Raw genomic sequence first — 14,529 nt, forward strand, 5'->3', positions numbered from 1 at the left:
CGATTTTTTATTCGGAAGCGCACTGCTTTTTCATTCATTCATTCATTGCTTTTAAATCACCTGTTCCAAAGTCAGCATCAAAAGCACGACACCAAATGACGACACGGCTATGTTTCGTCAAATCGACGTCTTTTGGAATCATATAGTTCTGATTTCCTTGATTTCCTTTTAAGGTGCCGAGACGAATGCCGTCTGCTGTATCTTCACCGGGCTCGATCAAGTACACAAACAAATCCGGACCATTCGTCGTTTGAAAATCTTCAAAACGTAGATACAACGTATCGTCTACAGTTAGCGTCTTGATGTTCCCTGATGTTTTGTAATTTTTTCACCGTCCATGAATTGGCCTGATAATTCAGCTTCCGTTTCTTCAGGAGAAGGTTGTGACGTTTCGGAGTTGTTTTCCTCCTCCTTTTGTTCCACTGTTGAAGAACCTGGCGGCAGTCCTTCATCGACTGATTCATTCAAAAAAAGAGGTGATGCGAGCCACCAAACTAAAGCCAGTACGCAAACAATGACGATTCCGACGATAATTTTCGATCCTGTTCGCACCGTCTCCACTCCATTCCTCCATTGAGAGAAAGCATGACTTCCGTTTAACCGTATTGTTTTTGATGTTCCCGTTTTAATGCCAAATACTCTTCATCCGCCCGGATCAAATCCCATTTTTCTTGGAAGATGGCCGCAGATTTTGCTTTTTCTTCGTCAATCTCGCGCGCGTGTAATTCTTTGGTCTCTTTATCTTTATATTTACGCCCACCCTTGTAGTTCGCGTAACGTCGTGCGCGCGTATGTCCCATCTGAATGAACTTCCGCGCCATATCCATGCCGACGAAGTCTCCGTCTTCTTTATAAGCTAAATACATCTCATAAATTTTCTCAGACGATTCCTTCGCGATGTCCGGCGTCTTAAAACGCCAATGCGGCAAAATCTCACTTTTGTAAGGTTCGACGAGTAAGACCCCTTGCTCCCCGCGTCCAACCCGGTACTTTTCCGGCTCCTTACGAAAATCCGTCGTCTTGAAATCGAGATCGTAATCAAACGGCATCCCGGTCACGCTCCCTTCTACTTCGAAACGTTCCCTTCCCGTCCGTTCATCAATCCTCGATCCGGTAGAGCCCTTGCGTATAAATCGTCGCTAAGACGTGCGCAATCTCTTCGATCGTCGCTGTCGCCTCTTCGCGGACGACTTCGAATAAATACATCTCATTCGCAAAGAACCAACCACGGGCGACGAGTTTCGAGTCGACATCCTGCCGCGCAAGTCCTGTCTCCTGCGCATACTGGATATCCTGACTGATCCGATCAATGAACCGTTCCCGAATCGCTTTCCATTTCGCACGGACGATATAGGAGACGCCGATTGCTTGCTCGACAACCCGTAACATCGCTCGTTCTTCTTCCGCGAGACGTAAGAAATCCGTCGCTTGCGTCACGATGCGTTCCTTTGCCTCTAGCGGCGTCGTCGGTTCGAATGTTCGTTCCGCGATCGCGTGGAAGCGGCTCATGACATCTTCCATCAGGACGACGAGCAACTCATCTTTCCCTTCAAAATGGACATAGGCTGTTCCGTAGCCGACGCCAGCTTGTTTAATGATTTGTGAAATCGTTGCCGTTTGAAACCCTTGTTCTAAGAAGACGTCACGTGCCGCACTCAACAGTTTCTCGCGTGTCCGCACCGTGCGCAGATGACGTTTATCGATTTTTTCTGGTTGAGAAGATGACATGTCCTTCACTCCTTTTGTTTTCTCTATTCGACAATATTGACACAATGTCAATTTGTTTGCTACGCTTTTGTCAAAATTGATTGAGCATTCATTTGAGGAGGATGACTATGACACTGCAAGCAAAACGGACCGATGCTGTTGCTCGGGATGAGCAAGATACACTCGCCGCCTATCGTGATGAGTTTTATCTGCAACCGGGTAGTATCTATATGGACGGAAACTCACTCGGCTTATTATCGAAGCGTGCCGAGAAGACGTTGCTCGAGTCGCTATCAGACTGGAAAGAACTCGGAATCGATGGCTGGATGAAAGGACGTCATCCTTGGTTTGAATTATCAGAACGTCTCGCTGCTCTCAACGCTCCGCTCGTCGGCGCACAAGCTGAAGAAGTCATGGTCACTGGTTCGACGACCGTCAATCTCCATCAACTCGTCGCGACATTCTTCCAACCAACAGAAGGACGAGATAAGATTTTAGCGGATGCGCTGACGTTCCCGTCGGATATCTATGCCCTCCAAAGCCAACTTCGCTTACGTGGTCTGGATCCGGAGACACATCTCATCCAAGTACCGAGTCGGGACGGTCGCTTTTTAGAAGAAGACGATATCATCGCCGCGATGACAGATGATATCGCGTTGATCGTCTTGCCGACAGTACTTTACCGAAGTGGACAAATTCTCGATATGGAGCGTTTGACGAAGGCGGCACACGACCGCGGCATCCTGATTGGTTTTGATGGTTGTCATTCCGTCGGAGCCGTTCCCCACGCGTTCCATGACTGGGGTGTCGACTTTGCCTACTGGTGTAATTACAAACACTTGAACGGTGGTCCTGGAACGGTTGGTGGATTATTCGTCCACGAACGTCATTTCGGAACGTTGCCTGGTCTGACAGGCTGGTTCGGTTCACGGAAGGATAAGCAGTTCGATATGGATCATACGATGACACCGGCGGCGCATGCCGGTGCTTTCCAAATCGGGACACCACACGTCTTAAGTCTCGCTCCACAAATCGGTGCATTAGAGATGTTTGACGAAGTCGGTATCGAAGCCGTTCGGACAAAATCACTCGCGTTGACGCAGTACATGATGGAACTCGTCGAGCAGGAACTCACACCGTACGGTTTCGTCATCGGAAATCCAATCGACGATAAACGCCGCGGGGCGCATCTCAGCCTCGAGCACCCGGAAGCAGCACGGATCTGTAAAGCACTCAAGGAAAATCGGATCATTCCCGATTTTCGGGCGCCAAACATCGTCCGTCTAGCACCCGTCGCGCTCTATAATACGTTTACCGATGTCTATGACGTCGTCGCGACACTCAAACGAATCATGAAAGATAAAGAATACGAACGTTTCGCGAATGAACGCGAAGTCGTTGCTTAAGGAGTACACCATGGAACAACCTACTGAACTACGGCGTGAACTCAAGACACGCCAACTCACGATGATTGCGATGGGCTGTGCGATCGGAACCGGTCTTTTCCTCGGAAGTGGACTTGCGATCGGGCTTGCCGGACCGAGCGTTTTAATCAGTTACGCAGTCGGCGCCTTCATCGTCCTACTTTTAATGGGCTGTCTGGCTGAAATGACGGTCGCTCATCCAACATCTGGCTCGTTCGGTACGATTGCCGAACGATACATTAGTCCATATGCGGGTTTTCTCGTCCGCTATTCATACTGGATCGCAAACGTTCTCGCGATTGGTGTCGAAGTCAGTGCAATTGCCATCTATATGAAATACTGGTTCCCGGACGTTCCCGGGGTCGTCTGGATTCTCGTATTCGCTGCCGCGTTGATTTACATCAATGCCACGACAGTCAATACGTTCGCGACCTTCGAATACTGGTTCTCCGTCATTAAAATCAGTGCCATCTTGCTATTCATTCTGCTCGGTGCCTACTTGGTCATCGGTAGTCCAAGTCCTGAGATTGGTCCACAAAACTTCACAAATGACGGTGGCTTCATGCCGTTCGGTTTCTCAGGTCTCTGGATCGCGATTTTCATCTCCCTGTTCAGCTTCCTCGGAACGGAATTGATTGCCGTAACCGCTGGTGAAGCGAAGGATCCAGATGTCGCCGTACCGAAAGCATTAAAAGCGACAGTATTCCGTCTCTCGACGTTTTATGTCATCACGATTGCTTTGATGTTGATGATCGTCCCGTGGCAACAAGCAGGTGGTGTCAATCAAAGTCCGTTCGTCAAAGTAATGGAGATGCTATCGATTCCGTATGCAGGCGGCATCATGAACTTCATCATCCTGACGGCGGCACTGTCTGCGATGAACAGTCAGCTGTATGCTTCGACACGGATGATGTATTCCTTATCGAAGGCAACGTATGCGCCAAAAGTATTTGGTCGTTTGAATCGAAAAGGTGTACCGCTCTTCGCACTCGCCTTATCGACACTCGGGATTTTTCTCGCGGGGATTATCAGCAGTCAATCGAGCGTTTCTTATCCATTCATGATGGGAATTTCGATGTTCGGGGCGATTTTCACATGGTTCATGATTTTCATCTCCCACCTGTACTTCCGTAAAGCCTGGGAACGTGAAGGTGGACGGACGTTACCGGTCCAGATGATGGGCTATCCGTATTTGACTGCCCTCGGTGCATTGTTGTTATTCGCACTCGTACTAACGACATGGTTCACAGATTTTCAAATCGTCTTGAAGTTTGGTGTTCCGTGGTTAGTGTTCTTATCGATCGCCTATTTCTTCTGGAAACGGGCGCATCCGGAACAACCATAGACCGCTGAAAAACGAAAACTGAATTAACATGATAAAGGAGATGAATGGGAATGACAAAGACAGATCCTACGTCTATTGAAGCATCGATTCAAACGGATTTTAAGAAAGATATGTCCTACGGGGATTATTTGCAACTAGATCCATTGCTTACGAGTCAACATCGCTTATCGGGGCATCATGACGAGATGCTGTTCATCATCATTCATCAAACGAGCGAACTCTGGATGAAGCTGATCCTGCATGAGATGCGAGCAGCGACGCAAGCGGTCGCAAACGATGATCTCGAATCATCGTTTAAGATGCTCGCACGTATCTCAAAGATTCAGCACCAGTTGATTCAGTCGTGGAATGTCTTGTCGACCTTGACCCCTGCCGAATATCTGGAATTCCGTGACGCGCTTGGTCACTCATCCGGTTTCCAATCGTATCAAAACCGTCAAATCGAATTCGTGCTCGGCTTCAAGAATGAGCAGATGCTAAAAGTGTATGCGCATGACGAAACACTCTATCCAATGTTGCTGGAAGATCTGAAGACACCAAGCATCTACGATGAAACGATTCGCGCGATGGCGCGTCATGGACTACCGATCGACGAGTCCGTCCTTGAGCGTGATGTCACGCAAGACTGGACGCCGAATGCAAGTGTCGAGGCCGCTTGGGCAAGCGTCTATCGAGATGTCGAGCAATACTGGGATCTGTATGAACTCGGTGAAAAACTACTCGATATCGGAAGCCAGCAACAGATGTGGCGCTTTAACCATATGAGTACCGTCGAACGGATCATCGGACAAAAACCAGGAACGGGCGGTTCGTCTGGTGTCAGTTATCTACGGCGTGTGCTCGACCACCGGTTCTTCCCGGAACTGTGGTCGGTCCGCACGACATTATGAGGAGGATGAAACGATGACACGATGGATTGATGTTTCACAACCACTTGATCGTCACGTCACGACGTGGCCGGGGGATACACCGTTTGAAGCCACATTGACATGGAATAAGGCAGACACCGGTTCCGTTAACGTCGGCAAAGTTACGATGAGTCTGCATACCGGTACCCATGTCGACGCGCCGTTTCATTTTGATGATGCTGGACAAAAAATCATCGACCTGGATCCAGACCTCTACATCGGACATGCGCGTGTCATTTACTTACCAGGGCGTACAGACATCACAGCCGCTGATTTAGATGGCTTTGAGCTAAATGACGTCCAGCGCTTGATCATCAAAACGGATGGTTGGATCGACAAATCAACGTTCCCAGAAACGATTCCCGTCTTGACTCCAAGTCTTGCTGAACGTCTCGGAGAACTCGGGATTTCGCTGATTGGTCTTGACTTACCAAGCGTCGATGCGATTGATAGCAAGGAAATGGCAGCCCATCACGCACTGACACAGCATGGAATCCATATCCTCGAAGGACTCGTCCTCGATGCGATCACGCCTGGTGATTACCACTTGAATGCCGTCCCGCTCCCGCTCGTCGACGGCGATGGTAGTCCCGTTCGCGCCTTACTTCGTCCATACTAAAAAATCCGTCCAGCAGCCTCTCTGCTGGACGGATTTTTTACTGGTGTAGCGGTTCGAATAGACTGGCTTCGATCTGACGAATGACATGTCCGAGAACTGCAAGTGACGAATCGACCTCAAATCCTTGATCGAGTGAATGATTCGCTCCTTCGATAACATCGATCATTAATTGTGATGTCCGACACGTTTCAAGTGCTGCCTCATCATAAAACTTATCGGCCGTGCCAATGACGATCAGTCCAACTTGCGACGAGGTGGCGATTTGTTCAACCACTTCATTTAGGACGGGTGTTAAGAAAACGAAGCGTGCTGTCTGTAGACTCGGCTTAGCAAGTAACGCGGCAAGCGGAATCGTTCCTAACGATTTTGCGATAAACTGAACGTTTTCGTATGGATGCGTCGCAAGCACTTCCGAGACGACAGCGTCAACTCGGCGCGTCATGCAGGCATTTGATTCAGCGTCTGACATTGAAAATAGCTCTTCTGTCACATAGTGAATGCAGATGACATCGATGCCTCGCGCGAGTAATGCCATTCGACTGTAGTAAAAGTATGGATGGTCGTATACGTACGATGCTCCCGAAATCAAGAAGCAGACCTGTTTGGATCCCATTTGAAAATGATCATATGAAACGGTCGTCTGATCGACGACGATGGATGATTGTTTGATATGCATGAAATCCCCCTATGTTTTTTCTAGACTTTACCATTTCAGAAGTAGACTGTCATGTCTTTTCAGTTCTTCCAAGCTAAATAAAAAAGGCAATGAACCTTACTTGATTCATTGCCTTCCATACTTTTTATCCAATCGGAGCAAACACCGACTGCTCGACTTGTTTTAACTCATAAAACGCCCCTTGTCGTGTCATCAAATCGGCATACGTTCCGACTTCGATGACTTGTCCTTGATCCATGACGATGATTTGATCCATCGCTTCAAGACCCGCTAAGCGGTGGCTGACGAGGACAAGTGTCGCATCCGTTGCTCGCGCAAACAGTCGCTTGAGAATCATCTGTTCCGTCAAAGCATCAACGGATGACGTCGGTTCGTCAAGCAAGTAAAGCGATGCTTCTCGCAAGAGCACGCGGGCAATCGCTAGCCGCTGTTTTTCTCCTCCGGATAAGTTCTCTCCTTTTTCAAACACACGATCACTCAACTCGAATGTCGTTAATCCGACATCATCGAGTGCTTGTCGCATCGCTTCATCCGTCGCTGCTTCGTTTGCGAGAAGTAGATTATCACGAAGTGTTCCATAAAAGTAGTGATTTTGTTGCAGGACGACATTCGCGTGCTGCCAGAGTCCTTCCGGATCAACCGTCCGACTATCTTGACCAGCAATCGTTAATCCGTCCGCTGGATACATCCGTAACATCAATTGCAGTAACGTGGATTTCCCGGAACCACTCGCCCCGACGATCGCCGTCTTCTTGCCGGCAGGAATCGAGACGGTGACGTCACGTAAGACCGGACGCGGTGCATCAGGGAACGTGAACGTCAACGCGTTCGTTTCAAAGGATGGTGCCTGATTGAGAACAAACGTGTCATAAGTTGGCTCTTCTTGCTCGGTCACGACTTCATCAAGTCGTTTCGCAGCATGCCGGCTGTCTTCAAAAAAGCCGGGTAAGATCGCCATCGGTGCCGCATTTTCAAAGACGGTCAGCGATGTCATGACGAGTAAAGCGAGGAAAACTCCCTCGAGTTGTCCGCTTGCGACGAGATAGGCACTGACACCAAGGACAAGCCAAGAGATGATCAACGTCACCATCGTATTCAAGGCCAGGTTCGAGACAGCGTGTAAACCATTACGTTTCTCTTCCTCGACATACCGTTTCGCGACGGCATTCAAGTCCTGTTCCTTTTGGTCGAGTTGTTGGTAAATCTTCAAATCACGATAGCCTTGGAATAACTCTGTCACTTCTGTCGACAAGTCACCACGTCGAACACGGACTGAACGGGCGAAGCGTTGTTCACGGTACGCGAACCATCCCGGAATCAAGAAACCGGTCAGAATTAAACCAAGCAACAGAATCCCGGCAATCGTCCATGAGAAGAAACTGACGAAAAAGATCGTACAGAAGAAAACGAGCAGTAACACGATAGGTGGATAGAGGACACGTAAGAAGGTATTTTGTAGACTCTCAACATCCCCGACGATCCGCGCAAGTAAGTCACCACTGCGGTACTTACCAAAAATCCCTGGCGCAAGCGGCTCGAGACGACGGTAAAATGACGTTCGGATGTCACTAAGAATCGTAAACGTCGCCCGGTGCGAATAGTAACGTTCCGCATACCGACTGACGGCGCGCGTCAGACTCGACACTTTTTGCAGGGCGATCAAGACGGCGAGTGTCTGGATCGGTGGCAACAAGGCTGCCTTTGAAATCAGGTAACCACTTGCTGCGAATAAACCGACCGCTGTCACACCGGCGAGGACACCGAAGAAGATCGACCAGGCGATATCGCGTTTTTGATGCACCATCAACCGAAAGACTCCTAATAATTCCTTCATCGTGTTTCCTCCCCTCTCTGGACGCTACGCATCCGCGCATATTCCGAATCGCGACCAAGCAATTCATCATGGGTGCCACGATCGACGATTCGTCCGCCGTCGAGAACGACGATTTGATCCGATCGTTCAATCGTATGCAAACGGTGCGCGACAGTGATGACCGTTGCCGATTGTCCGAGTTGCTCAATCGCTTGTTGGAGCAGTCGCTCCGTTTTGACATCAAGTCCAGTCGTCGGTTCATCAAAGACGACGACGTTCGGGCGTTTCAAGAACGCTCGCGCTAACGCAACACGCTGTTTTTCGCCACCCGATAGACCGCGTCCACCTTCTCCGATCACCGTGTCAATCCCTTCAGGCAACGTCGCAATCAACTCCTCGAGCCCTGCCGCCTGCGCCGCTTCGAAAATCTCTTCCGGCGTCGCTTGACGAAGCTCACCAATCGCGATGTTTTCTGCCAGCGTTCCGGCATACAGATACGGATGTTGAGAAATGTAGCTCAACTGACGAAACCAGCTTGTTTCCTCCACCTGACCGCGCTCGGTTCCGTCGAGTAGAATCCGTCCTTCTTGTGGATCCGCAAGTCCGGCAATCAACTGCAAGACGGTCGATTTACCGGCCCCGCTGCGACCGATCAACGCTACCTTTTGATACGGCTCAATCGTAAGCCCGATATCTTGCAAGGCAAAACGTCCTTCTTGGTACGTAAAGCCGACTTCATCCAAGACGATTCGTGGTGGACGGTTCATCGAAAGTTCTGATTGCCCAAAGGCAACAGGACGATCGTCTGCCGTTAGTTCGGCTGCGATCTGTTTCGCTGCCGCGACACTACCGCGTCCCGTATGGAAGGCAGCTCCCATCTCTTTTAAGGCAAGATAGTATTCTGGTGCCAACACGAGCATCAAGAACGCCGGGATGAAGGTAATGCTTTGGAACAAAATCAAGCGCAGACTGACCTCAAGTGCAATCATTCCCATGCTGAGCATCGAGATGAACTCAAGCATCAACGACGACAAGAAGGCGAGCTTCAAGACCGTTAACGTCGCATCCCGGAAATCAAGACTGCTTTTTTCGATGACGTCACGTTGTCGTTTCGCACGACCAAATAACTTCAAGGTCGTCAGTCCTTGCAACGTATCAAGGAACGTTCCCGAGAATGCCGTCATCTTCTCGAGTTGAGCATCCGCCCGCTTTTGCGTCATGATGCCGATGATGATGTAGAACAACGGAATGAACGGTGCCGTGATCATCATGACGAGACCGGTGATCCAGTCATAGCTGAATGCCGCGATCAAGACCATCAAGGGAACGATCGTCGTCTGGACAACTTTCGGCAAGTACTGACTGTAGTAGCTGTCCATCTCGTCTACAGCGTCGAGCAAGACACTGACCTTCTGTCCCGCTTGCCCTTGTAGCATCATCTCGACCGAACGACCTGTGTATTTCGCGACGAGTGCTTCCCGAAGTGCCTGCTTCATGTGTGCCGATAACGTCGTACCGAGACGACCGTTCCAATACGTCACGGCGACTCGGAGCAATAACATCCCGAGGACGACGAGCAGTAACGGAATGACAGCTTCAAACGGTTGTTCTTTTAGGAAAATGCGATCGACCGTCAACACGATGCCGTATGACTGACCGACGACCGCGACCCCCATTAAGAAAGCCGCAATGATGAATTGAATGAGAATATTACGTGGAATCTGGACGATTCCTTTTAATGGATTCATATACAAACGTCCTTTCACAAAGTGTGAACGACTTTTAGTGAATATTTTCACATATCGTACATTTAGTATACCGAATCCGGAACGGGGATGCCATGCAGATGCTGTCGAAAAGGTGTGACGGTTTTGTGAGAGCATATGACTCGACAATTCTTTCGAATAAAACTATTATGGATATACATTATCAACGTTTAACGAAAGGAGATTTCTCATGCAAATGAAAACCGGGGTCGAGCAATCCGTCTATGCGATGTTGCTTTTGACCTTCCTTCCGGATCGCGCTGTGTTGCCCGGTGAATTCATCAGCCAGCAACTCGGTGCCTCGCCGACTTATTTCCAAAAGCTCTTACGAAAACTCGTCCAGGCGGATCTGTTGTATTCCGTACCGGGTGTCAAAGGCGGCTTTCGCTTACGACGTCCGGCAGACGAAATTCAAATCTTTGACATTTATCAAGCGATCGAGGGCAAGCAGACGTTGTATGCGTCAAGCGGTGTCTTTGAGGATTTGATGGGAATTCAGGAACAGGAAATCGGTCTACTCTCGAATCTGATGACAGAGGCGGAAGAGGCGTGGCAATCGACGTTGAAGCGCGAATCGATTGGCTCGATCCGTCAAGCAATCGACGCCTCCTGTCCACCGGAGCATTTAGAACGGTTGCATGCGTTAATCACAGACCGGATGATGACACTTTAATGAACAGAAAGAGGTTTTTACTATGGTATTGAATCGTTATTTCGACTTATTCGACGCGTCACGCACAGATGAACAAGCTTTTGAGGATCTCGTTTCCTTATTCACGACAGACATCACGTTCGTCCTGAACGGACAACCAAAGCACGGCATCGACGCCTGGAAACAGTTCGTCCGTCATGTGTTCACGGCGAATCAGGACATTAAGCACATGTATGCAGGCTGGGAAGAAACAACACCAGGAACATATGAAACACGCTGGGCAGTTTGCGGAAAACGGGCAGACGGTAGTGTCTTCACTCAAGACGGAAAAGATATCGCACGTCTCGATGAAAACGGACGGATCGCTTATCTGGAGAACGTTCCAGATGATCCGACGATGTTCCGTTCATAAGATGGCTTTTAAATAACGAAAACCTGTGTTCCGCGCAAGCAGAACACAGGTTTTTTGGTATTTAGCGCTTCATTACGAGTCGTTTCAACAAATAGCCTGTGATGACAAGTAATGATGCAATGGCGAAATAGACCATATAGACCAACAAGTCTGGCGCAAATCGTGACACGATGTACGTCAATCCGACGACAGCCGTATAGAACAATAGAAATAGACTGATGTGCTTCAACTTCGACACTCCCCTTTGAATCCTTCCCTCTTCTTTACAGAAATGACTGGAAGATATTTCAAAGGACTGTCGTTGCTTCGTTTTATAGATTCTTCGCTTTGAATGTATCTCCGCCTTCGATCGTGCCGTTATCAAAGCCTTTTTGGAACCAACGCTCTCGTTGCGCCGATGTGCCGTGGGTGAAACTCTCCGGTACGACATATCCTTGTCCTTTCTCTTGTAACGTATCGTCCCCAACAGCATTGGCTGCTGTCAACGCTTCTTCGAGATCGCCTTCTTCGAGCAAGTTTTCTCCTTGCGCGTGATGCGCCCAGACGCCGGCATAATAATCTGCCTGTAGCTCGAATCGAACGAGGTATTTATTGAACTTCTCCTCACTCATTTGCTTTCGAAGTGGCATGATCTCATCCGATTTTCCGAGTAACGTCTGGACATGATGCCCGACTTCATGCGCAATGACATAGGCCATCGCAAAATCGCCCGGTGCTCCGTATTTCGTCTGCAGTTCATTATAAAAGCTTAAATCAATGTATAATTTCTGATCACCGGGACAGTAAAAGGGACCGACGGACTTCCCTGCTTGTCCGCAAGCCGAACTAACTTGATCCGTATATAAGACGAGTGTCGGTTTTTTATAGGTCTTACCATCTTCTTTAAATTCTTTCGCCCAGACTCGTTCCGTATCGGCCAAGACGACGGAGACGAAGTCCGCTGCTTCTTTTTCCTGCGCTGTTTCCTCATACGTCGTATTTTGCTGATCCCCACCGGTTAAGTCTCCGAGTAGTTCAGTTGGATTACCACCCATCAAAGTGATGACGATCAGCAGGATGATCCCGACACCACCGCCGATACCGGCGATTCCTTTCCCACCCATTCCCCGCCTGTCCTCGACGTTCGAACTCCGTTCTCTTCCCTTCCATTTCATGCGCTTTCCTCCTACCCGTTTCGTTATTGTTCTTTACCCAAAAGCTTTTATACGTAACGCTTCAGGACATCATGGATGAAACAGAAGTCTATTGATTTGATGCATTTTCTAGGAATATCCTTCTACTGTAGAGAAGATTAGTAGCAGAACCGATCTTTCGGATCCAATTTTTTCTACGCAAAGGAGGTACGACATGAAACCTCATCTACTTTTTTTATCTTGGCGTGATGCTCGACATCCACAAGCCGGAGAAGCTGAAACTTTTATTCATGATATGTTGCGGCGTGTCAGTACTACCTACCGAGTTACCCATTTGTCTGTCTCATTCAAGGGCGGATCACCGACGGAGTATCGAGATGGTATCACTTACCTCCGTTATGGTACGACAGCTTCTCTTATTCCATATGTCCTTTATTATTACTGGTCTTATGCTAAAACGATTGATTTAGTTCTGGATCATTTGAATGGGTTTCATTTCTTCACACCACTTTATGTTCCACGTCATAAACGAACTTTATTTCTTTATCAATTGATTCGTGAGCGTTGGTCGACGACGCTTGTGTTTCCTTTTTCAAAGCTTGGCGAATGGACAGAGACTCGACGGTTAAGCTGGTATAAAGATAGTCATGCCTTGACTGTCAGCCCCTCTGTTGTAGACGAACTACAAAGTGCTGGTTTTACTAACAGTCATATCACGATGTTGCCGCCAGGACTTTCCTTTTCCCCGTGGTCTGAACAGGAATGGGAGTTAAAAGAACATGTTCCAACCTTTCTATATATCAACCGTCTGAACGAAAAAGAACTTCAAGATGCGATTGGGGCATTCCTCATGGTCCAACGTGAGTTTCCTGAGACACGCCTCTGGCTGATTGGTATCCGTAACAGCACTCATCTTTTGCAATACCTTACACTTCCCCTTCCTAAAGAAGTGAAGGATGCTATCACATATTACGATTCAGTCACTGAAACAGAAACGCGCCGCATGATGAGTCGTGCCACCGCTCTCCTTTTCCCTTCCATACGTGAAGGCGTAGGTTTTTCTATTATTGAAGCGGCGGCGGTCGGAACACCATCCATCGTATATGATGCTCCTGGTGTCCGAGACGCCGTTCAGTACGGCATGACAGGCTACATGGCTAAAAACAAAACACCTGGTGCACTCGCTGCCGAAATGCGAGCTTGCTTCCGAGATCCAGAGGAGTACGAAGCCATTCGCATCTCCGCTCATCATTTTGCACGGGCAATGGATTGGCAACAGACTGATCTCAAATTTCAAGAATGGCTGAGACGAGTACTTCTTGATACAAAATAAAGGGAAACTTCAAACGGTCTGACTTCTCCCAACAAGTAGAGAGAAGCCAGACCGTTTAAGTCAATCTTCATACTTTTTATTCTGTTCAAGGTTTTGGAGGATGTGTTCTGGATCAACGCGTTTTGTATAATCGGATGGTACTTCTGCGAAACGAATCACACCGTCCGTATCAATAATGAATGTCGCCGGTTTCGGCAACTGCCAATCCTCATTTCCGTTGTGTTTTGCTACATCAAGTCCCGATGCCTTGTAAATCTCGATCAAGTAATCTGGCAGGTCGAAGACCAAATCAAATTGACGGGATACATGTAAATCAACGTCACTTAAGACAGGGAAACTTAACGCATTCTTATTCACCGTTTGCTCAGCAAAATCAGCTGTCTCCGGACTAATTGCAATGACAGTCGCTCCCTGAGCACGAATTCGGTCGATTTCCCGTTCGTACGCGCGAAGCTCGAGATTGCAGTATGGACACCAGCCACCCCGGTAGAACGTTAAGATGACAGGACCTTGCTCGAGTAATGTCTCGATCGCCACAGGCTTGCCAGATACATCGGGTAACGTAAAGTGTGGAATCGTATCACCGACACCTAGACCTTTTGCGATACCAGAAGCAGTAAGTTCTGCTGTCGCTTCCGCCATCAACCGTTGTTTCTCAGCAGGTGCCTTTTGTCGGAATTCCGATTGATACTGTTTGATTTCTTCGAGTAATCGTGTCATATGTTCTCCCCCTTTATTGCT

General features: G+C 48.5%; 17 protein-coding genes. 7 read left to right on the top strand and 10 right to left on the bottom strand.

Annotation, left to right across the window (positions count from 1 at the left end):
* Positions 1–34 precede the first annotated feature (34 nt).
* From KNQ12_RS17055 to KNQ12_RS12270, 4 genes are read right to left on the bottom strand one after another with little or no spacing between them, the layout of a single operon-like run.
* Positions 35–277: a DM13 domain-containing protein gene (locus KNQ12_RS17055; protein WP_251055826.1), complete on the bottom strand. Its 243-nt coding sequence runs from the start codon at positions 275–277 to the stop codon at positions 35–37.
* A gap of 14 nt (positions 278–291) precedes the next feature.
* Positions 292–561, bottom strand: coding sequence for a hypothetical protein (locus KNQ12_RS17060; protein ID WP_251137749.1), 270 nt, complete (start codon positions 559–561; stop codon positions 292–294).
* A 35-nt stretch (positions 562–596) separates the two neighbouring features.
* Complete coding sequence (locus tag KNQ12_RS12265) at positions 597–1,049, bottom strand: DUF4385 domain-containing protein (RefSeq protein ID WP_055969879.1); 453 nt, start codon at positions 1,047–1,049, stop codon at positions 597–599.
* 49 nt (positions 1,050–1,098) lie between these two features.
* Positions 1,099–1,728, bottom strand: a complete 630-nt coding sequence (locus tag KNQ12_RS12270; RefSeq protein WP_075642789.1) for a TetR/AcrR family transcriptional regulator — start codon at positions 1,726–1,728, stop codon at positions 1,099–1,101.
* A 107-nt stretch (positions 1,729–1,835) separates the two neighbouring features.
* On the opposite strand from KNQ12_RS12270, the gene kynU reads away from it, so the two are divergent.
* The 4 genes from kynU to kynB are packed head-to-tail and all read left to right on the top strand — an operon-like array spanning position 1,836 to position 6,003.
* Entirely contained in the window at positions 1,836–3,113 is a 1,278-nt protein-coding gene (gene kynU / locus KNQ12_RS12275) for a kynureninase (protein WP_055969872.1), read from the top strand.
* A gap of 10 nt (positions 3,114–3,123) precedes the next feature.
* Positions 3,124–4,476, top strand: a complete 1,353-nt coding sequence (locus KNQ12_RS12280; protein WP_055969869.1) for an amino acid permease — start codon at positions 3,124–3,126, stop codon at positions 4,474–4,476.
* A gap of 50 nt (positions 4,477–4,526) precedes the next feature.
* On the top strand, positions 4,527–5,366 hold the full coding sequence (gene kynA, locus KNQ12_RS12285; RefSeq protein ID WP_055969867.1) for a tryptophan 2,3-dioxygenase: 840 nt from the start codon (positions 4,527–4,529) through the stop codon (positions 5,364–5,366).
* 13 nt (positions 5,367–5,379) lie between these two features.
* Positions 5,380–6,003: an arylformamidase gene (gene kynB / locus KNQ12_RS12290; RefSeq protein ID WP_055969866.1), complete on the top strand. Its 624-nt coding sequence runs from the start codon at positions 5,380–5,382 to the stop codon at positions 6,001–6,003.
* Between the two features lie 37 nt (positions 6,004–6,040).
* Here kynB and KNQ12_RS12295 read toward each other — a convergent pair whose 3' ends face one another.
* The 3 genes from KNQ12_RS12295 to cydD all read right to left on the bottom strand — a co-directional run bounded on the left by KNQ12_RS12295 (position 6,041) and on the right by cydD (position 10,240).
* Positions 6,041–6,679 carry an alpha/beta hydrolase gene (locus KNQ12_RS12295; RefSeq protein WP_055969865.1) on the bottom strand — a complete coding sequence of 213 codons (639 nt, stop codon included), beginning with the start codon at positions 6,677–6,679 and terminating at the stop codon, positions 6,041–6,043.
* Positions 6,680–6,803: 124 nt separating this feature from the next.
* A complete protein-coding gene (cydC, locus tag KNQ12_RS12300; RefSeq protein ID WP_214748312.1) occupies positions 6,804–8,513 on the bottom strand; it encodes a thiol reductant ABC exporter subunit CydC in 1,710 nt (569 codons plus the stop codon).
* Positions 8,510–10,240: a thiol reductant ABC exporter subunit CydD gene (gene cydD, locus KNQ12_RS12305; RefSeq protein ID WP_214748309.1), complete on the bottom strand. Its 1,731-nt coding sequence runs from the start codon at positions 10,238–10,240 to the stop codon at positions 8,510–8,512. Before cydD ends, cydC begins: the two co-directional genes overlap by 4 nt.
* Positions 10,241–10,448: 208 nt before the next feature.
* On the opposite strand from cydD, the gene KNQ12_RS12310 reads away from it, so the two are divergent.
* Both KNQ12_RS12310 and KNQ12_RS12315 read left to right on the top strand, forming a co-directional pair.
* On the top strand, positions 10,449–10,931 hold the full coding sequence (locus KNQ12_RS12310; RefSeq protein ID WP_055969858.1) for an Rrf2 family transcriptional regulator: 483 nt from the start codon (positions 10,449–10,451) through the stop codon (positions 10,929–10,931).
* A 22-nt stretch (positions 10,932–10,953) separates the two neighbouring features.
* The gene (locus KNQ12_RS12315; protein ID WP_023466710.1) at positions 10,954–11,322 is read left to right on the top strand and encodes a nuclear transport factor 2 family protein; all 369 of its coding nucleotides are present in this window, start codon (positions 10,954–10,956) and stop codon (positions 11,320–11,322) included.
* Positions 11,323–11,383: 61 nt separating this feature from the next.
* Here KNQ12_RS12315 and KNQ12_RS12320 read toward each other — a convergent pair whose 3' ends face one another.
* Both KNQ12_RS12320 and ypfJ read right to left on the bottom strand, forming a co-directional pair.
* Positions 11,384–11,551, bottom strand: a complete 168-nt coding sequence (locus KNQ12_RS12320; RefSeq protein ID WP_156357225.1) for a hypothetical protein — start codon at positions 11,549–11,551, stop codon at positions 11,384–11,386.
* 82 nt (positions 11,552–11,633) lie between these two features.
* A complete protein-coding gene (gene ypfJ, locus KNQ12_RS12325; protein WP_055969857.1) occupies positions 11,634–12,476 on the bottom strand; it encodes a KPN_02809 family neutral zinc metallopeptidase in 843 nt (280 codons plus the stop codon).
* Between the two features lie 193 nt (positions 12,477–12,669).
* Here ypfJ and KNQ12_RS12330 point away from each other — a divergent pair, with 193 nt between their 5' ends.
* Entirely contained in the window at positions 12,670–13,788 is a 1,119-nt protein-coding gene (locus KNQ12_RS12330; protein WP_214748307.1) for a glycosyltransferase family 4 protein, read from the top strand.
* Positions 13,789–13,848: 60 nt separating this feature from the next.
* On the opposite strand, the gene KNQ12_RS12335 is transcribed toward KNQ12_RS12330, so the two are convergent.
* Positions 13,849–14,508: a peroxiredoxin-like family protein gene (locus tag KNQ12_RS12335; protein ID WP_055969851.1), complete on the bottom strand. Its 660-nt coding sequence runs from the start codon at positions 14,506–14,508 to the stop codon at positions 13,849–13,851.
* Positions 14,509–14,529 lie beyond the last annotated feature (21 nt).

The organism is Exiguobacterium sp. s11 (assembly GCF_018619015.1).
Lineage (GTDB): Bacteria > Bacillota > Bacilli > Exiguobacteriales > Exiguobacteriaceae > Exiguobacterium_A > Exiguobacterium_A indicum.